Here is a 21,424-nt window from a genome sequence, read left to right as displayed (position 1 = left end):
CTCGTCTCGATCCGCTCGATAACCGGCATTTCGGGAATGCGGGTTGCCGGTGCGCTCGACATGAAGCCCGAAAGGAAGGAGAAGCCTCGCGCCGTCACGCACGAGGCAAATCATGCGCGGCCATGAAATTCCTGTTGAGCATCGCATCGAAAGACGCTACGCCGTCGGGGCCGAACCGCAGCCTGGAGGCGGCGTGCATTTCCGCGTTTGGGCGCCCAAACGGCAGCGGGTGTGGGTCGTACTCGAAAGCCTTGCAGGCGCGCCGACGGAGAAGGAGCTTGCGCGTGATGCCGACGGTTACTTCAACGGTCTGGTGACCGAGGCCGGTCCCGGCACGTTTTACCGTTTCCGCCTGGATGATTTGGACTCCCGGCCGGACCCGGCCTCGCGGTACCAGCCGGAGGGTCCGCACGGGCCGTCACAGGTCGTCGATCCGCTGGCGTTCCCATGGTCGGACGGCGCATGGCCAGGGTTGCCGCTAACCGGCCAGGTCGTGTACGAAATGCATGTCGGTACATTTACCCGAGTAGGAACGTGGCAGGCGGCGCTGGAACAATTGTCGCCACTTGCCGAACTCGGAGTGACCGCCGTCGAGGTCATGCCGGTGGCCGAGTTTCCGGGCCGTTTCGGTTGGGGCTACGACGGGGTCGGGTACTTCGCACCGTTTCACGCCTACGGAGCCCCGGACGACTTTCGCCGTTTCGTCGACACAGCGCACAGCCTCGGCATCGGCATCCTGCTCGATGTCGTGTACAACCACTTCGGTCCCGACGGTTGCTACCTGCGCGATTACGCCGACGTGTATTACTGCGGCCGACACCATAGCGACTGGGGCGATACGCCCTGCTTCGACGGACCGAATAGCCAGCCTGTCCGGGAGTTTTTTCTGGCCAATGCGGCCTATTGGATCGACGAGTTTCACCTCGACGGTCTTCGCCTCGACGCGACGCAAGCTATCTACGACGACTCGAAACCGCACATTCTCGAAGAGATCGGAAATCGCGTGCGCGCGGCGGCGCGCGGTCGCAGGACAATCGTTGTCAACGAAAACGAGCCGCAACATGCACAACTCGTGCGCCCGCCCGCCGCCGGCGGTTACGGCCTGGACATGATGTGGAACGACGACTGGCATCACGCCGCGATGGTCACGCTCACTGGACAGGATGAGGCCTACTTCACCGACTACCGCGGCAGCGCGCAAGAGTTTGTCTCCGCCGCCAAGTACGGTTTCCTTTACCAGGGACAGTGGTATCGCTGGCAATACCAGCGGCGGGGCCGCCCGGCCTTCGATCTTGAACCGGCCCGCTTCGTGCACTTTCTCGCCAATCACGACCAGGTCGCCAATGCCGCGGGCGGGCGCCGGCCGCACGAACTGGCAAGCCCAGGCCGCTGGCGCGCGCTGACCGCCCTCCTTCTGCTCGGCCCACAGACCCCGATGCTCTTCCAGGGCCAGGAATTCAGTGCCTCGGCACCCTTCCTATTCTTCGCCGATCACCATCCGGAACTCGCCCGCATCGTCGACAAAGGGCGGCGCGAATCACTCGCCGAGTTTCCCAATCTCGCGTTGCCGGAGATGACAGCGTTGATCGCCCCACCCAGTGAGCCCACGACCTTTGAGCGCTGCAAACTCGACCATGGCGAACGGGTTCTTCCGGGACACCGCGAGATTTGGCAACTGCACAAGGATCTCCTGCACCTGCGGCGAGAAGACGCCTGCTTTTCGGCACAACGACAGGGCGGCGTAGACGGCGCCGTTCTTGACGCTAACGCCTTCGTGCTCCGGTTCTTCGGAGAGGACGGGAACGACCGGCTCCTGATCGTCAATCTCGGGCCGACTCTGCACCTCGATCCGTCGCCGGAACCGTTGTTGGCGCCACCCGCCGATTCGTGCTGGCACGTCGCGTGGTCGAGCCAGGATCCAGCTTATGGCGGCGTCGGAACGTTGCCGCCGGAGGCGGCAGAAGCGAACCGCCGCGTCCCCAACCGCGACGCCCCCAGACCGCGCGAAAACTGGCGTGTGCAGGGCGAAACCGCGCTTGTGCTCATTCCTCAACCCATAGGAAAGGAAGATCATGACTGATCCATTGCAGTCCGTCGTCCATTCCCTGCCGATCTTGAAGACATCTCCCGCGGCGCTGACCGAACGGGAATGGCTCGTTACCAACGGTATTGGCGGCTACGCGTCAAGCAGTCTGCCGGGGCTGGCCACCCGCAAATATCACGGCCTGCTCGTCTCCGCGTTGCCCAATCCGCTCGGGCGTACCGTGATGCTCAACCATCTCGCCGAGTACGTCACGCCGGCCAATGGTGCCCGAGTGCAATTGAGCGGGGAGGAATTGTCGGGGCGGCGCCTGGCGCTCCCTGGCGTCGAACGGCTGCGTGATTTCCGTCTCGAAGGCGGATTGCCGGTTTGGGAATTCGATCTCGACGGCGCTACGCTCGAAAAGCGCGTGGTCATGCCCTACCGACAGAACACCGTGGTGATCGCGTACCGCCTCACCAAAGGCGATGCGCCGATGCGCCTCGAACTGCGCCCTGCGATGCACTTTCGCCATTACGAGAATGATGTCACCGAATCGCTGCAGCCCGGGTACCGGCTGACGCTCGGCGAAACCTACGAGGTCGCCTGCGATAACGGCCCTGCCGTGTTGCGGCTGTGGATTTGTGGCGAGGAAAGCTCGTTCATTCACAACGAATGCGAACTCACCGAGCGCCATTACCGCATGGAAGAAAACCGCGGCTACGGCCACGAAGGACGACTGTGGAGCCCGGGCCTGTTCTCGTTCCGCCTGGCGCCGCAACAAACGGCGGCCATCGTCGCGTCAACCGAGAGCACTGACACGATGTTCGCATTGAGCCCCGACGAAGCACTGGCGGCCGAACACGAACGCCGGCGCAAGTTGCTCGTGGCCGCTCCCGAGTTATTGCGGCAAGGCGCCGCGGCGCAGCTCGTCCTCGCCGCCGACCAGTTCGTGATCACGCCTGTCGGCCGCCGCCGGGATGCCGCGCGTGCCGTTGCCGAAGGCGACGAGATGCGCAGCATCATCGCCGGTTATCACTGGTTCACGGACTGGGGCCGCGACACGATGATCAGCCTGGAGGGGTTGACCCTTTCCACCGGCCGCATCCGCGAGGCCGCCGGCATCCTGCGCACCTTTGCCCACTACGTGCGCGACGGGCTGCTTCCGAACATGTTTCCCGACGGCAGCAACGAGGGGCTGTACCACACGGCCGACGCGACGTTGTGGTTCTTTCACGCCCTCGACCGTTATTACACGCTCACCGGCGATGACACGTTGCTGACGCGCCTGTTGCCGACGATGACCGACATTGCCGAGAAACACCTCGCCGGGACGCGCTTCAACATCGGCGTCGATCCCGAGGACGGTCTGTTGCACCAAGGTTCCGAAGGCTATCAACTGACGTGGATGGACGCCAAGTGCGACGGCTGGGTGGTGACCCCGCGGCGCGGCAAGGCGGTGGAGATCAACGCACTGTGGCACAACGCGCTCAGCGTGTTGAGCGCCTGGTCGCGGCGTTTGGGGCAGGAAGCGCGCGCCGAACGCTGGGCCGGCGAAGCACGCAAGGTGCGTGAGTCGTTCAATCGGCGGTTCTGGTACGAGGCCGGTGGCTACCTGTACGACGTCGTCGACGGGCCCGACGGCGACAGCACGGAATGCCGCCCCAACCAAGTGTTCGCCGTCTCACTGCCCAACCCGGTGTTGGACCAGTCGCGCTGGAGTACCGTGCTGAAGGTCGTCGAGGAGCGCCTGGTGACGCCCTACGGGCTGCGCAGCCTGGCCCCAGGCAGCGAACATTACGCCCCGCAGTACTTTGGCAACCTGCGGCAACGGGACGCGGCTTACCACCAAGGGACCGTGTGGGCATGGCTCATCGGTCCGTGGCTCGATGCCTGGCGCAAAGTCCACCCTGAAGCGAAGGGTGAATCCGGTCGTTGGCTACAGCCGCTCATCGCACACCTCGATGAGTTCGGCGTCGGTTCCATCGCGGAGATTTTCGACGCGGAACCCCCGCACACCCCTCGCGGATGCATCGCCCAAGCGTGGAGTATTGGCGAAGTGTTGCGGCAACTCGCCGCATGCAAGGAGTATCGGGCCGACGCAACGCCTCAATCAACCTCGCCCTGAAGATCCGGGCCCCGGTAGCGTGGCCCGGCTTGCTTCCCGCCTTTTGCCGAGCATGCCCGCGCGGTGGTACGCAAATAACTGCGGAATGCAGCACGCCATCCCGAGCATGAAAAAGAACGAACCCTCATCGGTCGCGGGTTCACCCGATATAATGCCGGGGTCCGCACCTGATTTCGCACTGCCGGACAAAGCTATTGCAGCCGAGCCTCCGCCAACAAGAACAAGAATATCGTCGCCCGTACCGATCGCGCTCTCGCCGCCCCTGACCCATGGAACACAAAGACAACAAGCCCGCCCGCGCCCCGCTGGAAGGTCGCCCCGCCGTCACGCTCTGGAGCCTTCTCCTCGTCCTATCTCTCGTTTTCGCCGGTCTGCTCGACCTCATTCATCTGCCGGCCGCCCTCTTGCTCGGGGCGATGTTTGCGGCGATTCTCGTCGCTCTCGGCGGAGGTGCTCCACAGATTACGCGCAAAGCTTTCATCATCGCGCAAGGAATCGTCGGCTGTCTTGTCGCACGCAGCATGACGCCCGCGAGCCTCGCATCCTTGCACGACGACTGGGTGCTGTTCGTCTCGGTCACGCTGGTTGTCATTCTCTTGTGTGCCGGCATGGGATGGGTGCTCGCGAAGAAGCAGGTGCTCCCCGGGGCCACCGCGGTCTGGGGGTCTTCACCGGGCGGCGCGGCGATCATGACCTTCATGTCGGACGCCCATGGAGCCGACATGCGCCTTGTGGCCATCATGCAGTACTTGCGGGTTGTGATGGTGACCGTGATCGCCACGGTCATCTCGCGCCTGTGGATCGGTCCGACCGGGGCCACCACACCTGGCATCTACGACAACCTCTTAGCCACCGTGCCATGGGACCAGCTCCTGTATACGTTGGCCATCGCTGTCAGCGCCTCGCTCATCGCGCAACGCTTCAAGCTGCCCGGCGGCGGCATTCTGCTGCCGCTGATCGTCGCCTCTGCAGCCCAGATCAGCGGCTTGGTGACGATCGTTCTGCCGCCCTGGATACTGGCACCGACCTACGCGGTCCTCGGTTGGAGCATCGGCCTGCGTTTCAATCGGCAGGCCCTCAGCCAGGCGGCAAAAGCGCTGCCGTCGATGATCGTGTCGATTTTCTGCTTGATCGGCGTTTGCGCCGCGATCGCGGTCGCCCTGACCCTGCTCGCCGGCGTTGACCCATTGACCGCTTATCTCGCCACCAGCCCCGGCGGGCTAGACTCGGTGGCGATCATCGCCACCGCCTCCGACGTAAACGTTCCCTTCGTGATGGCGTTCCAAACGGCTCGGCTGGTGATGGTCGTATTCACCGGGCCGGCACTGGCGCGGTTCATCACCGACCGACTCTAAGTCGCGCATGACGCGGCAAGCCGGAAAGAGGGCGAGGTTGGCCGTCCCCAGTCCCTAAGGCCAATCGCCCAGAGCCGGGCTCTTAGGGCAGCGCCCTCCCAAGTATTACCCCGCCATACCCGGCTGACCGGCTGCGGTTTTCCGTGGCAGGCGCTTGCCGCAGCGTGGGCGCGGCTCTGCGCGAACGCGCCAGAGCCGTAGGCATCGGCCCGGCATCCGCCGTCCGCGACAGCGAGAACTCCGCCGCCCTCACAAGCTTCATTCGCCACAAGTTAGCTTTTCCACCGCGCCAAACATTTTCCGCTCAAAGGCACGTGCCTCGCGATCTGTTCGGTTCGGCACAGCTCGCGACGGGCAGCGGAGACTTCCACTGAGCGACGCACTTTTCCTCTGAGCTTGTGAAGGAGTCGTAGCGATCGGGTCGAACGCAAGGTGAAGATGCGAACGACAATACATGTCAAACGGATAATCGAGGAGTAAGCGAGTAAGCGCCGCAGCTATCGGTCCGCGCAATACCTTATCCGCAAGTTCTCCGAACATCACTACGGATGTCCGCAGTCGACTTGGCGGAGATGCGCCTTACATTCCCCCGACGCCTGGGCTACCTTTAGTCTGGGTTGCATACGACTCCCATGGAGCGGTCGAGCCTCACGCGGGAAACGATGCCACGGCGTTCCAGACTCCACGCAACCGAGGGCAAGCTCAAAGCCTAGCCAGACACTACACAGAGGAGGAAGCGAAAGATGAAACAGACAATCATGTTTGCCGTGTGCGCCGCCGTTTTCGCATCGCCGAGCGCTTGGGCCGACCCTAAAGTCGTGCCCGGTCCGGGATTCGACGCCACGTGTTTCCAACCGTGGAGCGCTCAAACCAAGCATTTCCAGTGGGAGAAGAAGTCTGGCCCGTATCGTATCGCTCTGGTCAACGGTTACGTGGGTAACCTCTGGCGTATTCAGATGGTGAAGACCGCCAAAGCGATCGCGGAAAAGCCGGGCTTCAAGGAGAACATCAAGCAATTCAAGGTCATTTCAACGGGCACCGACGCGGCGACGCAGCTTGGGGCAATCGAGGACTTCATCAATCAAGGCTACGACGCCATCGTGACGATCGCCGTTTCCCCGAAAGGTTTCGATCGCGTCATTCGCTTGGCCAACAAGAAGAACGTCGTGCTGGTGCCGTTCGACAACGTTCTTGATACAGACAAGGTGATGCAGGTCAATGAGAATCAGCTGGAAATCGGGCGCATGGCCGGTCAATGGATCGTTGACCAACTGGGCGACAAGAAGTCCGGCAAGATTCTCGAAGTTCGAGGTCTCCCTGGTAATGCCACCGATCGAGATCGCTCTGTCGGTTTTCGTGAGGTACTCGCAAAGAACGGAAAATTCGACATCGTGCAGGTGGTCGGCAATTGGGACGAGGGCACTGGGCAGAAAGTTGCCGCCGATGCGATCGCCGTCCATAAGCATTTCGATGCGATATTTACCCAAGGCGGATCGACAGGCATCGTGCGTGCCATGCTCGACTCCAAGCATCCGATGGTTCCCATCGTCGGTGAAGCCGAAAACGGATTCCGCAAGCAGATCGTCAAGTACGCCGGAGAAGGCCTCCTCGGCATGAGCAACGGGCAATCGCCGGCGCTGGTCGCGGTCGCGATGAAGGCAGCGATTGCGGCGCTACAAGGCAACGCGATGCCTCAACTGATCTCGGTTCCCGTACCAAGTGCAACGTACAAGACGCTCAAGGACGGCGAGAACTACTGGTCCGGATTGGACGACAATATGTTCGCGGCCAGCGATTACCCGCCGTGCGGAATCACTATTACCGCGCCTGAAATCATGGCCAAGGACGAAAAGAACGATTAGTTGCCAAGTCCACTTCCGCCGTGGGCACGGCGCAACAACACGTAGGAGGCTGCCGTGCCCATAACTGTTGCGAGTTCAATTGACGCGCCAAGGCGTCGAGCCGCCGGACAGCCTAACGGATCACCGCCAATGGCAATCGAGAATCGCGTTCCACACCTGTGTTTGCAGGGCGTAACGAAGCGTTACGGGGGAATTACCGCGCTCAACAACGTCGATCTTGCGGTGCACAAGGGGCGCATACACGCCTTGCTCGGCGAGAACGGCGCCGGCAAGTCGACGTTGATCAAAGTCGTTTCCGGCGTCGTGCCACGCGACTCAGGGCGCATCACGCTGAACGACCGGGAAATCGCTTTTTCGACCCCACGCGCGGCGAACGAAGCCGGCGTCGTTTGCGTTTTCCAAGAACTGTCGCTGATGCCGCACCTGTCCGTCGCCGAGAATATTTCGATTGCCAGGCCACCACGCAGATACGGCCTGATCGATACCAAGGCGCAGATCCGGCTGGCCGAATCACTGCTGGCAAGGATTGGCTGTGCAGATATCGATCCGCGCAGCCGGGTCGGCGAGCTGTCGTTGTCGCGAAGGCAGATGGTCGAGATCGCCAAGGCCCTGGGCAAGGAGCCCGAGTTGCTCATTCTCGACGAAGCGACGTCGGCGTTGACGCATAGGGACGTTGAGCTGTTTTTCGAGGTGCTGCACGGCCTTCGCGCGCAGAACCTGTCGATCCTATACGTTTCGCATCGCATGCACGAGATCGAGATCCTGGCCGATAGACTGTCGGTATTCCGCAACGGAAGCCATGTCGCTTCATTCGACAGAGGCGAGCATGACGAGGCCGAAATCGTCGAAATGATGATCGGCCGCGAAATCACTACGCAATACCCAACCAAACCGGCGCCGAAAACGGTTCCGCCATTTCTTGAAGTCAGCGGGCTCTCCTGGGGCAATGGTGCCTTGCGCGACCTGTCATTCACCGCCGGCAAAGGAGAAATCGTCGGACTCGGCGGGCTGGATGGGCAAGGCCAAACCCAATTGCTGCTGGCGCTGTTCGGCGTACTGAAGGGTGTGACCGGGTCGGTACGGATAGGCGCACAAGCAGCCGGGATCAACTCGCCGCAGGAAGCGAAAAACGCTAGGGACCGCATCGCGATGATTCCCGAAGACCGCAAGACGGAAGGCCTGATGCTCGCGATGTCGGTCGCCGACAATCTGATATCCACATCGTTGGATCGCGTTTGCCGCGGCCCGTTCATCAGCGAAGAGAAGGCACGGGACACGGTAAACGAAGCCATTCGCCGTTTACGTATCAAGATTGGTGACCCCAGCGACCCGGCGTGGACTTTGTCGGGGGGCAACCAGCAAAAGGTCGTCATCGCGAAATGGTTGATGATCGAGCCCGAGATCATTCTGCTCAATGACCCGACTCGTGGCATCGACGTCGGCACGAAGCAGGAGATCTACCAACTCCTGCGGGCCCTGGCCGACGCGGGGGCCACGGTGGTGATGTACTCCTCGGACTATGACGAACTCATCGGTTGCTGCGACCGGGTGGAAGTCATGTACGACGGCCGGATCGTGGCGACGCTGTCCGGCGAGAGCCTGACCGAACAGGCTCTCGTGAGCCACGCTTTGAATCTGGGCAACGGAGTCGCCCGTTCCAAGGAAATGGAAAGCACATGACAACCCATCGATTCAAGCTAGGGTTGGCGATACGGCAGCGCGTCGGCACAATTACCGCCGGCGCCATCTTCGCGCTCCTCTACCTCGCCTACCACGTCCACCACCCCAACGGATTCACCGCTCAGGTCGTCGGGCAGAACGCGAACGAATCGGTTGCACTCGTACTTGCCGCCATGGCACAAACGGTACCCGTCCTGATCGGCGGCATCGACCTTTCGGTGGGCGCCGTAATGACGATGACCAACTGCCTGGCCAGCCATGTGCTTTCGGGCAATGCCCAGGAGGTGAGTCTGGGGCTGGCGGCGTGCATTCTCGTCAGCACGGCGTTCGGAGTGATGAATGGTGTCATCGTTGTCTACGGCCGCATCCAACCGATCATCGCGACCCTAGCAACGAGCGCTATTGCCCTGGGCCTGGCCTTGCTTCTGCGCCCCTTCCCGGGCGGCGAAATCAGCGAAACGCTCTCGCTGCTGCTCACCGGCAGCCTGCTCGACTCGCTGGTCGAGAGCGGTTTGGTTTCGCAGGGGGTGACCGACAACTTGAGCGTGCTGGGGAACTTGCCAACTCCAATGCTCCTCGTGTTTGCCGCTGGCGCGCTCTGGATTCCATTTCAGAGGACCGTCACCGGCCGTTCGATCGTCGCTGTCGGGTCGTCGGAAACCGCTGCCTTCATGTCAGGCCTGCCGGTGCCACGAGCGAAGATCGCCGCGTTCGCCGTATCGGGAATGCTCGCCGGATGCGCCGGCGTTTTCCTGGCGATGCAAACGTTATCGGGCAACGCCGACCTGCCGCAGGCGGGTACCTATACCCTGGCCTCAATCGCCGCCGTCGTGATTGGCGGAGCGGTGCTGACAGGTGGAGTCGGCGGCATGCTGGGTTCCGTTTTCGGCGCGCTCATCCTGCGCGTGATCGCCTTCAACTTCCGTATTTTTGAGATCGAACCGCTGATTCAGCCGCTGGTGGAAGGCACGATCCTGCTGGCTGCGATATCGGTGTCGGCCACGCGCTTGCTGCGGGTGAAAAACCGCTTGGACTTGTATAGATGAGGATATGCGCATGCGTATAACGGTGGCCAAGTGGAACTCGGCCGATCGGCCCGTCTATATCGCCTCGGCCTTTGTGGTCCTGATTCTCGCCGTCGGAACGATATACACGCTGGTCGCGCAGGGCACGGCAACGCTGTTATCACCGTCCTATCTGATGCAACAGTTGCAGATCGGCTCCTTCCTGGGCGTCGTGGCAGCCGGAATGATGATCGTTATTCTCATCGGCCATATCGACTTGTCAGTGCCATGGACGCTGACGACGGCCGCCATGCTGGCGACCGCGGTTGGCGGCCCTTGGGCCATCCTGCTCGGCCTTTCGCTCGGCGCCGTGGTTGGCCTGGTCAACGGGGTCGGTGTTGCTTACCTGCGCTTGCCATCAATGATTTTCACGCTGGCGGTGAACGCCGTCCTGCAGGGGTCGATGGTGGCCATGACCGGCGGGACGTCGCCGCAGAGCCAGGCGACCGAGTTGATGCGCTTCCTCGGAGCCGGGACGCTGATGGGAATTCCGGTCGCATTGCTGGTCTGGACGCTTGTCTCCGTCTGCGTCTCGACGGTGCTCACGCGCACACCGTTCGGCCGCTCGCTATACATCGTCGGCAACAGCGAAGCGGCCGCGTATCTGTCCGGCATTCCGAATAAACGTGTGATCGTCGTGAGTTTTATCCTTTGCGGCCTGCTGACGGCACTCGCGGGGCTCATGCTCGCCGGATATTCCGCGAAGGCGTACCAGGGCATGGGCGATCTTTACGCGTTACCGGCCATCGCGGCGGTGGTGATCGGGGGGGCCAATATTCTTGGCGGCAGCGGCAAGTACCGGGGAACCGTCGCAGGCGTGCTGGTTGTCGTTTTTCTGAACTCGGTATTGTCGATCATGCAGATGAGCGAGGCCATACGGCAAATCGTGTATGGCTTTGTCATTCTCACCATGCTTCTTGTTTATCGCCGCAAGGCATGATTCCAGGATGCGGCCGGCGATGATCGAGCGTTTTGCAACTACTTGCGAGAATCAAAAATGAGCGTCGTTGACTATTGGCATGAACCTTTCCAAGCGCTGGTTTCGCCGACAGCCCGGATTGAAAAAATCTACGATGGCATGCTCTGGGCCGAGGGCCCCGTCTGGTTTGCTGATATGAATTGCCTGATCTGGAGTGATATTCCGAATAACCGCCTGTTACGCTGGATAGAAGGCGTCGGTACGCACACCTATCGCCAACCGTCCAATTTCGCCAACGGGAATACCCGCGATCGCAGCGGACGTCTCGTGACCTGCGAACACGGCCTACGTCGCGTGACCCGTACGGAAGTGGACGGCACGATAACCGTTCTCGCCGATGCATACCGTGGCCGCCGCCTCAATTCGCCGAACGACGTTGTGGTGTCGTCCGACAACGCGGTGTGGTTTACCGATCCGGTGTACGGCATTCTCAGCTATTACGAGGGCGAGCCGGCTGAACAGGAACAGGAGGGTCAATACGTTTATCGGATCGACGCGGCTTCCGGCGAGATTCAGGCGATGGTCTGCGATTGCGCGCAGCCCAATGGACTCGCGTTTTCACCCGATGAGTCCGTTCTTTATATTGTGGACAGCGGCGGCTCCACCGCGCCTGGGGGAGCCCACCACATCCGCGCCTTTACCGTGAGCCGAAACGGCGAACTGCATGGAGGTGAAGTATTTGCCGAGATTGAGCCCGGCGTTCCCGACGGCCTGCGGGTCGATGTACATGGCAATCTTTGGGTCAGCGCTGCCGACGGCGTTCACTGTTTTTCGGCGAACGGCGTCTTGCTCGGCAAGATCCGTGTACCCGAGGTCGTATCGAATCTCGCCTTTGGCGGAACCCGAAAGAACGAACTCTTTATCACCGCCACCTCCGGGCTCTATCATGTAAAGCTCGGAACAAAGGGAATCTAGACCAAGGCCAGAGGAACAGGATGGACAGGGAACTCGAGCGGCGCCGTTCCGGCAGCGACCCGATGTACATGGGGTTGTTGGCGATTTCGCAGGCGATAGCGGGCTTGACCGACGGCGAGATCGTGATGCAAACCTGTTCCACCGAGTTCCGCAAGCTCGTTCCGCACGATCACATGGACGTCGCCCTGATCGAGAAAAACGACCGCATCAACCAGGTATACGAGGCATGGCTGCGAACCGATTGGAGCAACGCGGCCCCCAGTTCGATGATCGTCGCGAAGAGTCCAATCCGCTTGGTTCTTCTCGGCCACGAGCCGTATCTCCTGACCGGCGACGCAATCAACGATCCCCGCTTCCATTTTCCCGGTGCGGACGACGGACCGATCTTTGACGAGAATCTGTGCAGCCGGATTCACGTGCCGCTACGCGTGCAGGGCACCATCATCGGAGCAATCAGCATTAGCTCGCACGCGGCGGATTGCTACGATCATTCCGATGTCGTCCTCACCCAGCATTGCGCCGATCTTCTCGCCCCCTACTTTTGGGCACTGAGCCGTGCGGAGGAAGCATCGCGCGCCGCACGTGCCGAGAGCGAAGCGAAGTCACGCGAAGAGTTTCTCCGCGTCGGTGCGCTACGCCTAACCGAAGGCATGGAAACCGAGCGCCGAAGGATCGGCATGGACTTGCACGACCAGACCCTTGCCGACCTCGCGCGCATTGTCCGAGTAGTCGCTAAACTCCGCATGCAGACGTCGGTATCGCAGGAGCAACTGGCAAGCGTCGAACAGGCGCTGATCACCTGTCTCGGCGACCTGCGCGGTATCATCGAAGACATGAAGCCCGGCATCCTCGACGTATTCGGTTTGGAGTACGCCGTCGAGGCCATCCTTTCCCCCAACGAATTGGCGATCGAGAGCCCTTTCGAGTGGAAAGTGAGGGACTGCACCAAGGGGGCCGTTGATCGCCTCCCGACATCGGTCCGTACTGCACTTTTCCGCGTCGTCCAAGAAGCAATCAACAACGCGATGACGCACAGCCATTGCAGCAGGATCGATGTCACCATCAGTCAGGAGGACGGCAATACGATGGTTTCGGTCGACGATAACGGCATCGGTATCTCGAAAAAACTACTGCGCACCGCCAAAGGTGGCCTGAGCCATATGCGAACGCGCAGCAAACTGATGGGAGGGCAAGTAGCCATAGCGCGTGGGCCGGGCGACATAGGCACACGAGTTGTCGTCACAGTACCATTCACATCCGAGCCCGTCTCTTCTCTGGCGGCGGAGACGTAATGCGCATTGTCATTGCTGAAGACGACCCGTTTCACCGGGCATTTCTCCGCTCGGCGTTGATCGATACGCTGCCTGACCCGCTCGAAATCGAGGAGGCCGGAGACGGCGCGAGGGCAGTCGAACTCGCGCGCCAGCGACCGACCGATGCGCTTGTTCTTGACCTGCAGATGCCAAAAATGTCGGGGGCGGAAGCCGCACGGATCATTTGGGCTGACGATCCAAACGTCAAAATCCTTTTCTGGACGAACTATTCCGACGAGGCCTACGTCCGCGGCGTATCGAAGATTGTTCCTGCCAACACGGTTTACGGCTACGTCCTGAAGTCGTCGCCCGAGGAGCGTACGAAGTTTGCGATGCGCGCGATCTTTCTGGAGGATCAATGCATCGTCGACCGCGAAGTCTGGGGTGTGCAACAACGTTCGACCAGCCGCATTGAGGGGCTAACCGACCTTGAGTACGAAGTGTTGATCGACATTGCGCTCGGTCTCACCGACCGGGGAATCAGTGTGCGCCGTAACCTGTCGACGCGCGGCGTGCAAAGCCGGCTGCGGCACCTTTACCAAAAGCTCGGCCTCGACGTGCTCGCGGCTGGACAGGAGGGCAACGCCGATTTCTACAATCTGCGCGCCCGAGCCGTGTATTGCGCCATTGCCCGGCGGCTGCTTAATCCCGACCTGATGGGAAGCGAAGATCGGAAATTCAAGGACTGGCAAGATTCGCTGCGGAAGTAGGGTTGCACGCCGCGAAACGAGAACACCGCACCGACACACCATCCCGCCGGCCCTCGGTCACTATCGACGGCTTCAACTGCTAGCGCGCTCGCTAGCGTTTGCCAGAGTGGCGATTTCATCCAGCTGTCTGCGCCCCTGCTTCTCGGCACCATGTTCGGTGCTATCGTCATCGCGTTCTACGGCATAGCGCCGACCATCGAGCGTTGGCCATTCGCGATCACCCACGATGCCGTCGATTGGCTCGTGGCGCGCAGCATGATGCCCACGCATGATGATGGGTCGTTGGTCACTTCGATCGCCATCGTCGTCATTTTGTCGTGCGTCGGGATGGACTGGCCGTTTGCCGGCGACGGATACTCGCGGCGCCCAGCACGGTGTGGGCTCGTCCTCCAGTGGCTCGGAAACGATAACGTTGATCGTTGCCTCTGTGGCCAGTTCAGCGGCTTGGTGACGGTCGCCCTGCCGCCCTGGAGACACGGACCTACGTAGTTCTCGCTTGGAGCGTCGGCCTGCATTTCGATCGACAGGCCTCAGCCAGGCGGGCTAGAGTCGGCGATCATCGCCACAGCCTCCGACGTGAACGTTCCCTTCGTGATGGCGTTCCAGACGGCTCGGCTGGTGATGGTCGTATTCACCGGGCCGGCACTGGCGCGGTTCATCACCGACCGACCCTAAGTCGGCGCATGACTCGGCAAGCCGGAAAGAGGCAGAGACCGGTCGTCCGCCGTCCCTGAAGTCAGCCGTTCTAAGCCGAACGCTCAGGCGCGACGCAAGGCGACGTGGCTGCGTATCATGGCGTGCGCCCGGCGGCGCACGTCGTCGGCCTCATCATCAATCATCCAGTTGTTGAAGAGGCCCGTGGCAAACGACAAGGTGTCGTATGCCATGGCTTCCGGATCGAGCCCTGCACGCAGGTATCCGCGTTCGGCGGCCCAGCCGTAGACCTTGCAGAGGCGGGCAAGGAAATCGATGCACGGCTTATTGACCTCGTACAGAATCGGAGCGAATTCGTCCACGTACTCGCAGCGCAAGGCCATGATTTCGAAGACTTCGCGGACCTTGGGATGCGTTTCGAGAACCTTGAAGAATCCCAGCAGAGATTCCTCGACAGCGTCCAGCGGGTTGGCAAGACGGTCGGAAACGAGATCCTGTTCGAGCTCGTCGAACACGTGCGCCGATTCTTCCCGCATCGCGTAGAAGAGCGCCGCCTTGTTCTCGAAGTGCCAATAAACGGCCCCACGCGTGACGCCCGCCACTTGCGCTACTCGCTCAAGCGAAGCCCGGCCGACGCCCAGTTCCAGGAAGACCTTGCGCGCCGCATCGATGATCTGCTGCCGCGTCTGTTCAGCCTCCGCCTTCGTTTTCCTGACCATGAACTCTCTCTCGGGGATGCCCGGTTGGTTATTGCTCGCCGGGTCAAATGCGGCGGCCCTGTCTTAGAAAAGTTGGACCGTTCTTTTACTGCCCGATTCACAAACAAACGTGATTGTATGTATAATGGCCGTGATAAATCAAGCCTGGAGTCCACCCACCATGTTTCCCCTTCTTACGTTCTCTCCTGTTCACCGGTGGCCACGCGCGGCCACGGTCATTGGCCTCGGCGCAATTGCCGTCGCAGCTCTCGGCGCGTGTTCGGGCCAAAAGGCAGCGACGCCGCCACCCGCGCCGCAAGCGCTGCCGGTCACCGTCGTCGAAATGCAGCCGACGAATCTGCCACGGGTTGTCGAGTTGATGGCGCAGACCGAAGGGGCGAAGGAAACGGAAGTGCGCGCTCGCGTCGGCGGCATTCTGCTCAAGCGCCTTTATGAGGAAGGCGCCCCGGTGAAGGCCGGGCAGCCGCTATTCAAAATCGACCCTGCGCCGTACGAGATCGCGCTTGAGCAGGCAAAAGCGAAGGCCGAGCAGACGGCACGCGAGGAAGCCCGGTTGAAGGGATTGCTTGCACACCAGGCCGTGAGCCAGAAGGAATACGACGACGCGGTTTCGGCCAACGCCGTGGCCCAATCGGCGCTTCATCAGGCGCAACTGAATCTCTCGTGGACGACGGTCACTGCTCCCGTGTCCGGTACATCCGGCCGCGCGATCAAATCGGAAGGCAACCTGATCGGAACGTCGGACGCAACGCCGCTCACCTCGGTGTACCAAGCCAACCCGATGTGGGTTCGCTTCGGCCTTTCCGATTCCGAAGCCGCAGCCCTGCCCGGCGGCCAACTGCGCGCGGGAATGGTCAGCGGTGTGCAACTCATCCTTCCGGACGGCAGCGTCTATCCGAAACCCGGCAAGGTCAATTTCCTCGCTTCGACGATCGACACATCGCTGGGAACGCAGCAGTTGCGGGCCGAGTTCGACAACACTGACGGCCGGCTTCTGCCCGGGCAGTTCGTGCGCGTGCGGCTTCTGCTCGACGAGCGTCAGGGTGTCTTCCTCGTGCCCCAGGCTGCCGTCATGCAGACGGAACAGGCTTACCTCGTGATGACCGTGACTCCCGATAACAAGGTGGCGCCGAGGCCGGTACAAACCGCGGAGTGGCACGGCAAGGACTGGGTCATCACAAAAGGGTTGCAGGCCGGTGACAAGGTCATCGTCGACAACCTGATGAAGGTTCGTCCCGGCGCCCCGGTCGCTCCACATGGTCCTCAGCCTGCACCGGGAGCCCAAGGCGCGCCCGGCGTTGGTGGTGCACCGCAAACTGCCGCACCGGCTCAAGGCAAGTAGGCGGCCGCGCGAGAAAGGATACCGGACCTCATCATGTCACGCTTTTTCATAAACCGCCCGATCTTCTCGGCGGTCATCTCCATTGTCATTGTCATCGCCGGCATCGTGGCGTCTCTCGTGCTGCCGATCGCGCAGTATCCGGAGATCACGCCGCCGACGGTCGTCATCTCCGCTTCTTATCCTGGCGCCTCGGCGGAAACCCTCGCCAAGACCGTCGCCGCCCCGATCGAAGAGCAACTGTCGGGTATCGAGCATTTGATGTACTTCAACTCGACTGCCGCGGCCAACGGAACGCTCTCTATTACCGCGTCGTTCGAAGTCGGGACGGACTCGGACATGGCGATGGTGAACGTCAACAACCGGGTCAAGATTGCTGAGCCACGCCTGCCCGACGTCGTCCGGCAATACGGCGTCACCGTACAGAAGCGCTCAAACAACATCCTGATGGTGACCATGCTCACCTCGCCGGATGACAGCCGTTCCGTGCTCTATCTGTCGAACTACGCGCTGACCAACGTTCTCGACGACCTACGGCGTATCCCCGGTGTGGGTGATGCGCAAATCTTCGGCTCGCAGGATTACTCGATGCGCGTGTGGCTCAAGCCGGACCGTATGGCGCAACTCGGCGTGACGACGAGCGACATATCGGCGGCCATATCGGCACAGAACAAGCAGAACGCGGCAGGCAAGGTCGGCCACGAGCCTGCTCCTGAAGGTCAACAGCTTGTCTATACCGTAACCGCCAAGGGACGGCTGACAACACCCGACGAGTTCGGCAACATCGTCGTCCGTGCCAAGGGGCCGAAAGGCATTCTGTATTTGAAAGACGTAGCGCGCATCGAACTCGGCGCTCAGAGCTACGACTCGACAACGACGATGGCCGGCAAACCGGTCACAGGCATCGGCATCTACCTGCAATCGGGAGCCAATGCGCTTGAGGTCTCGAAGCGAGTCCGTGCCCGCATGGAAGAGCTGAAGGAACGTTTCCCGACCGGTGTGGACTACCTCATCCCGTTCGACACAACGAAGTTCGTGAAGGCGTCGATCACCGAGGTCGTCCATACCCTGGTCGAAGCTTTGGTGATGGTCGCCGTCGTCGTCTTCATCTTCCTGCAGAACTGGCGCGCGACGCTGATTCCGCTGGTCGCCGTGCCGGTTTCGCTCGTCGGCACGTTCGCCGGGTTGTGGGTATTCGGATTCTCGATCAACACGCTCACCTTGTTCGCAATGGTGCTGGCGATCGGTATCGTTGTTGACGATGCCATTGTCGTTCTCGAGAACGTCGAGCGGCTGATGCGGGAGCAGAAGATGCAACCGCGTGCCGCGGCCATAGAAGCCATGCGCGAGGTATCCAGCGCCGTCGTTGCCATCGTGCTCGTGCTCTGCGCTGTATTCATCCCGGTGGCCTTCCTTGGCGGCATTGCCGGCAGGCTGTACCAGCAGTTCGCCGTGACGGTGGCCATTTCCGTGACCATCTCCGGCATCGTCGCCCTGACGCTAACCCCTGCCCTCTGCGCCCTCCTCCTCAAAGCAAAACACGAGGAAGTGGCCATCTTTCGACCGTTTAACCGGGCGTTCGAAGCCTTGACCCGCGGCTACACGAACACGGTGCGCAAAACCCTCTACCACCGCATCATCGGTACCATCACCTGCATCGCGATCGTCGCAGGCTGCGTCTTCATGTTCCGGGCTGTCCCGGGCGGTTTCGTTCCGTCGGAAGATCAGGGCTACGTGCTGAGCGCGCTGATGCTCCCCGATGGCGCGAGCTTGCAGCGTACCAAACTAACCGCGAACCAGTTCCAGGAAATGATGAAATCGGATCCAGCAGTCGACCGCATTTTCGTCGTCGTCGGCTACGACATCGTCGGGGGGGGCATCAAGCCCAATGCAGGAACCGTTTTCGTTCCACTTGTCGACTGGGCCGACCGCACCTCTTCCGCAGAAGATCTGGTGAAGAAATTCTCCGGAATGGGCATGATGCTGTCGGACGGGCTGGGGCTCGTCTTCAACCCACCGGCGATCATGGGCCTCGGCTCCGTCGGCGGCTTCGAAGCCTACATCCAGGCACGTGGCGACGCGAGCCCACAAAAGCTTGCCGACGTTACCGGACAGTTTGTCGAGGCCCTGAAGAAGAGGACGGAGTTGACGGGAATCAACACCTTTTACCGGCCCACCTCTCCGCAGTTGAACGTCGAGGTTAACGAAGCAAAAGCCATCTCAATGGGCATTCCGGTGGCGGACGTCTATCAAGCGCTTCAAGCTTCGGTAAGCGCGCTTTACGTCAATGACTTCAACCTCAATGGGCGTACCTACCGCGTCCAGCTGCAATCCGACGCGCCGTTCCGCAACAAGCCTGAAGACCTTGGCCGAGCCTATGTGCGTGCCGGCGACGGAACGATGGTGCCAGCCTCTTCACTGATCAAGGTGAAGGCAACCGTGGGCCCCGAGCAGTTGGAACGCTTCAATGGCTTTCTCGCGGCGAAGGTTATGGGCAACTCGATTCCAAACGTGAGCACCGGCGAGGCGATCAAGATCGTCGAGCAGGTAGCGAAAGACACGCTGCCCGCCGGTTATGAGCTGGAATGGACCGGTCAGGCCTATCAGGAGAAGCGCGCCGGAACCACCTCGGCCGTCGCCTTCGGATTCGGCATCCTGATGGTCTTCCTGATCCTCGCCGCGCAGTACGAACGTTGGTCGCTGCCGCTGGCCGTCATCATGGCCGTCCCGTTCGCACTTTTTGGCGCACTGGCCGCCGTGATGGTGCGCGGCATGCCGAACGACATCTACTTCCAGATCGGTCTCGTCGTACTCATTGGCCTCGCGGCGAAGAACGCGATCCTGATCGTCGAGTTCGCGGCTCAGAAACGCGCCGAAGGTTTGCGCGTACGCGACGCGGCGCAGGAAGCGGCGCGCTTGCGTTTCCGGCCGATTGTCATGACCTCGCTGGCCTTCATTCTCGGCGTATTCCCGCTCGTCATATCGAGCGGAGCGGGAGCCGCCGCCCGCCGCTCGATGGGAACCGGCGTGTTCGGCGGCATGATGGCCGCGACCTTCATTGCTACGATCTTTATTCCGATGTTCTTTAGCTGGTTGTCGGGACGCCGTTCGCACCATGACGACGAGAACCAAAACAGCTCTCAGGAGGAGAAGGCATGATGCGCCGCTCTGATAACCCATCGCGCGCCGCACGTCGGCCAACAGCCGTTGCCGTGACGCTTGCTCTGCTTACGCTTGCCGGCTGCGCCGTCGGGCCGGATTACCGGCGTCCCGACGCCGGATTGCCGGACGGCTTCACCGCCACCGCTGCTCCGGTCGAGGCGAGCGCCGCACTGCAGAAGGAATGGTGGCATCTGTTCCAGGACCCCCAACTCGACGAACTCGTTGCCCAGGCACTGGCACAGAACCACGACTTGCTGTCCGCCATGGCACGTATCGAAGAGGCCGAAGGCGCAGCACGCGAAGCCGGTGCCGCTTTCATTCCCCAAGTCGACCTGAAGGCCAGCGGCTCGCGTTCGCAAATCAGCGCCGAGAATGCAACACCGCTATCGTCGGCGGTACCTCGCATCCAGGACAGTCGCAAGGCCGGATTCAGCACCTCCTACGAGATCGATCTATGGGGCAAGCTGCGGCGCGCCGACGAGGCCGCGCGCGCCGAACTCCTCGCCAGCCGCTACGCCAAAGACACGGCCGAACTTTCGGTGGCGGGTCTCGTTGCCAGCAACTACCTCGCCTTGCGCGCGGCCGACGCCAGTCTGGCATTGACACAGGACACGCTGGACAGCCGGCGGAAGTCGCTTGAGATCACTCGCAGCCGACTGACTGGCGGAACGGCTTCCCCTCTCGACATGCATCAGGCCGAAAGCAGTGTCGCCGCAGCCGAAGCCCAACTCGCTGATTTGCGTCGCCAACGTGCGCTGGCCGAGACTCAGTTGGGGCTGCTCACCGGGCAGCCGGGACTCAGCATCACGGTCGGCGACTTGCGCCAACTGCCGATGCCGCCGGTCCCACCGGCCGGGCTGCCGTCGACGTTGCTCGAAGCGCGTCCGGACATTCGCCAGGCGGAGGAATCATTGGTGGCGGCCAACGCGCGCATCGGTGTCGCCAAGGCGGCGCTTTATCCGAGTGTCTCGCTGACGGGTGCGCTGGGCGGAGAAAGCGCTGCGCTAAGCAAGCTCTTCACGTCCGGCGCCTCCACGTGGTCGATCGGTTTGGCCGCCGCAATGCCGATCTTCGATGCCGGCCGCAACGCCGCACGTATCGATCAAGCGACGGCGCGGCAGAAGCAGACGCTGGTGAGCTATCAGAAGACCGTCCACACCGCGTTCAAGGAGGTCAACGATGCGCTCGTGAGCCTGCGTGAATACGGCGAAAGCGACCGCGCGCAGGAACGGCGTGTGCAAGCCGCACAGAAGACACTGGAGATCGCGCAGCTTCGCTATCAAGCGGGTTATTCGGGCTTCCTCGATGTGCTCGACGCACAGCGCAGCGCCAACGACGCACTGCTCGCTTACGTCTCCACCCGCCAGGCGCGACTCGGCTCGGCTGTTTCGCTGTTCAAGGCGCTCGGCGGCGGATGGAACGACAACTTCAAGGCGGAGTCTTTGGAGAACACGGGCGCACAGGCAGCTTCGCCCGACAGTTCGCCGCGTTCCTGACTGTAGCGCCTAACCTAGGCGCTACAGT

General features: G+C 61.6%; 16 protein-coding genes. 15 read left to right on the top strand and 1 reads right to left on the bottom strand.

Going from position 1 to position 21,424, the window contains the following annotated elements:
* Positions 1-112 precede the first annotated feature (112 nt).
* The 12 genes from treZ to NZ453_RS22170 all read left to right on the top strand — a co-directional run bounded on the left by treZ (position 113) and on the right by NZ453_RS22170 (position 14,701).
* Positions 113-2,080: a malto-oligosyltrehalose trehalohydrolase gene (gene treZ, locus NZ453_RS08175; RefSeq protein WP_263770021.1), complete on the top strand. Its 1,968-nt coding sequence runs from the start codon at positions 113-115 to the stop codon at positions 2,078-2,080.
* Positions 2,073-4,148, top strand: coding sequence for an amylo-alpha-1,6-glucosidase (locus tag NZ453_RS08170; RefSeq protein WP_263770020.1), 2,076 nt, complete (start codon positions 2,073-2,075; stop codon positions 4,146-4,148). Before treZ ends, NZ453_RS08170 begins: the two co-directional genes overlap by 8 nt.
* Positions 4,149-4,417: 269 nt before the next feature.
* Positions 4,418-5,503, top strand: a complete 1,086-nt coding sequence (locus NZ453_RS08165) for an AbrB family transcriptional regulator (RefSeq protein ID WP_263770019.1) — start codon at positions 4,418-4,420, stop codon at positions 5,501-5,503.
* Between the two features lie 743 nt (positions 5,504-6,246).
* Positions 6,247-7,365, top strand: coding sequence for a substrate-binding domain-containing protein (locus NZ453_RS08160; protein ID WP_263770018.1), 1,119 nt, complete (start codon positions 6,247-6,249; stop codon positions 7,363-7,365).
* Between the two features lie 129 nt (positions 7,366-7,494).
* Positions 7,495-9,045 carry a sugar ABC transporter ATP-binding protein gene (locus NZ453_RS08155; protein WP_263770017.1) on the top strand — a complete coding sequence of 517 codons (1,551 nt, stop codon included), beginning with the start codon at positions 7,495-7,497 and terminating at the stop codon, positions 9,043-9,045.
* On the top strand, positions 9,042-10,091 hold the full coding sequence (locus tag NZ453_RS08150; protein ID WP_263770016.1) for an ABC transporter permease: 1,050 nt from the start codon (positions 9,042-9,044) through the stop codon (positions 10,089-10,091). The genes NZ453_RS08155 and NZ453_RS08150 overlap by 4 nt, the downstream gene beginning before the upstream one ends.
* A gap of 10 nt (positions 10,092-10,101) precedes the next feature.
* Positions 10,102-11,049: an ABC transporter permease gene (locus NZ453_RS08145; protein ID WP_263770014.1), complete on the top strand. Its 948-nt coding sequence runs from the start codon at positions 10,102-10,104 to the stop codon at positions 11,047-11,049.
* 57 nt (positions 11,050-11,106) lie between these two features.
* On the top strand, positions 11,107-12,003 hold the full coding sequence (locus NZ453_RS08140; RefSeq protein ID WP_263770013.1) for an SMP-30/gluconolactonase/LRE family protein: 897 nt from the start codon (positions 11,107-11,109) through the stop codon (positions 12,001-12,003).
* A gap of 20 nt (positions 12,004-12,023) precedes the next feature.
* Entirely contained in the window at positions 12,024-13,295 is a 1,272-nt protein-coding gene (locus NZ453_RS08135) for a sensor histidine kinase (protein ID WP_263770012.1), read from the top strand.
* Entirely contained in the window at positions 13,295-14,026 is a 732-nt protein-coding gene (locus NZ453_RS08130; RefSeq protein ID WP_263770011.1) for a response regulator transcription factor, read from the top strand. The genes NZ453_RS08135 and NZ453_RS08130 overlap by 1 nt, the downstream gene beginning before the upstream one ends.
* Before the next feature lie 150 nt (positions 14,027-14,176).
* Positions 14,177-14,515: a hypothetical protein gene (locus NZ453_RS08125; RefSeq protein WP_263770010.1), complete on the top strand. Its 339-nt coding sequence runs from the start codon at positions 14,177-14,179 to the stop codon at positions 14,513-14,515.
* Positions 14,516-14,620: 105 nt separating this feature from the next.
* Positions 14,621-14,701 carry a hypothetical protein gene (locus NZ453_RS22170; protein WP_420851619.1) on the top strand — a complete coding sequence of 27 codons (81 nt, stop codon included), beginning with the start codon at positions 14,621-14,623 and terminating at the stop codon, positions 14,699-14,701.
* 83 nt (positions 14,702-14,784) lie between these two features.
* On the opposite strand, the gene NZ453_RS08115 is transcribed toward NZ453_RS22170, so the two are convergent.
* Positions 14,785-15,399: a TetR family transcriptional regulator gene (locus tag NZ453_RS08115; protein ID WP_263770008.1), complete on the bottom strand. Its 615-nt coding sequence runs from the start codon at positions 15,397-15,399 to the stop codon at positions 14,785-14,787.
* 160 nt (positions 15,400-15,559) lie between these two features.
* On the opposite strand from NZ453_RS08115, the gene NZ453_RS08110 reads away from it, so the two are divergent.
* The 3 genes from NZ453_RS08110 to NZ453_RS08100 are packed head-to-tail and all read left to right on the top strand — an operon-like array spanning position 15,560 to position 21,396.
* The gene (locus NZ453_RS08110) at positions 15,560-16,741 is read left to right on the top strand and encodes an efflux RND transporter periplasmic adaptor subunit (RefSeq protein ID WP_263770007.1); all 1,182 of its coding nucleotides are present in this window, start codon (positions 15,560-15,562) and stop codon (positions 16,739-16,741) included.
* Between the two features lie 33 nt (positions 16,742-16,774).
* The gene (locus tag NZ453_RS08105; protein WP_263770006.1) at positions 16,775-19,897 is read left to right on the top strand and encodes an efflux RND transporter permease subunit; all 3,123 of its coding nucleotides are present in this window, start codon (positions 16,775-16,777) and stop codon (positions 19,895-19,897) included.
* On the top strand, positions 19,894-21,396 hold the full coding sequence (locus NZ453_RS08100) for an efflux transporter outer membrane subunit (RefSeq protein WP_263770004.1): 1,503 nt from the start codon (positions 19,894-19,896) through the stop codon (positions 21,394-21,396). The genes NZ453_RS08105 and NZ453_RS08100 overlap by 4 nt, the downstream gene beginning before the upstream one ends.
* The last annotated feature ends 28 nt before the right edge of the window (positions 21,397-21,424 follow it).

The organism is Propionivibrio soli (assembly GCF_025770765.1).
GTDB lineage: Bacteria > Pseudomonadota > Gammaproteobacteria > Burkholderiales > Rhodocyclaceae > Propionivibrio > Propionivibrio soli.
Note: the sequence above shows the minus strand (reverse complement) of the source record. Positions and strands in the feature narration are given on the sequence as shown.

What these genes read in the sequence shown, in the direction of transcription:
- treZ (WP_263770021.1), top strand. Translation starts at nt 113, where the DNA reads ATGCGCGGCCATGAAATTCCTGTTGAGCATCGCATCGAAAGACGCTAC.
- NZ453_RS08105 (WP_263770006.1), top strand. Translation starts at nt 16,775, where the DNA reads ATGTCACGCTTTTTCATAAACCGCCCGATCTTCTCGGCGGTCATCTCC.
- NZ453_RS08150 (WP_263770016.1), top strand. Translation starts at nt 9,042, where the DNA reads ATGACAACCCATCGATTCAAGCTAGGGTTGGCGATACGGCAGCGCGTC.
- NZ453_RS08165 (WP_263770019.1), top strand. Translation starts at nt 4,418, where the DNA reads ATGGAACACAAAGACAACAAGCCCGCCCGCGCCCCGCTGGAAGGTCGC.
- NZ453_RS08170 (WP_263770020.1), top strand. Translation starts at nt 2,073, where the DNA reads ATGACTGATCCATTGCAGTCCGTCGTCCATTCCCTGCCGATCTTGAAG.
- NZ453_RS08155 (WP_263770017.1), top strand. Translation starts at nt 7,495, where the DNA reads ATGGCAATCGAGAATCGCGTTCCACACCTGTGTTTGCAGGGCGTAACG.
- NZ453_RS08140 (WP_263770013.1), top strand. Translation starts at nt 11,107, where the DNA reads ATGAGCGTCGTTGACTATTGGCATGAACCTTTCCAAGCGCTGGTTTCG.
- NZ453_RS08110 (WP_263770007.1), top strand. Translation starts at nt 15,560, where the DNA reads ATGTTTCCCCTTCTTACGTTCTCTCCTGTTCACCGGTGGCCACGCGCG.
- NZ453_RS08130 (WP_263770011.1), top strand. Translation starts at nt 13,295, where the DNA reads ATGCGCATTGTCATTGCTGAAGACGACCCGTTTCACCGGGCATTTCTC.
- NZ453_RS08135 (WP_263770012.1), top strand. Translation starts at nt 12,024, where the DNA reads ATGGACAGGGAACTCGAGCGGCGCCGTTCCGGCAGCGACCCGATGTAC.
- NZ453_RS08160 (WP_263770018.1), top strand. Translation starts at nt 6,247, where the DNA reads ATGAAACAGACAATCATGTTTGCCGTGTGCGCCGCCGTTTTCGCATCG.
- NZ453_RS22170 (WP_420851619.1), top strand. Translation starts at nt 14,621, where the DNA reads ATGGCGTTCCAGACGGCTCGGCTGGTGATGGTCGTATTCACCGGGCCG.
- NZ453_RS08125 (WP_263770010.1), top strand. Translation starts at nt 14,177, where the DNA reads ATGTTCGGTGCTATCGTCATCGCGTTCTACGGCATAGCGCCGACCATC.
- NZ453_RS08115 (WP_263770008.1), bottom strand. Translation starts at nt 15,399, where the DNA reads ATGGTCAGGAAAACGAAGGCGGAGGCTGAACAGACGCGGCAGCAGATC.
- NZ453_RS08100 (WP_263770004.1), top strand. Translation starts at nt 19,894, where the DNA reads ATGATGCGCCGCTCTGATAACCCATCGCGCGCCGCACGTCGGCCAACA.
- NZ453_RS08145 (WP_263770014.1), top strand. Translation starts at nt 10,102, where the DNA reads ATGCGTATAACGGTGGCCAAGTGGAACTCGGCCGATCGGCCCGTCTAT.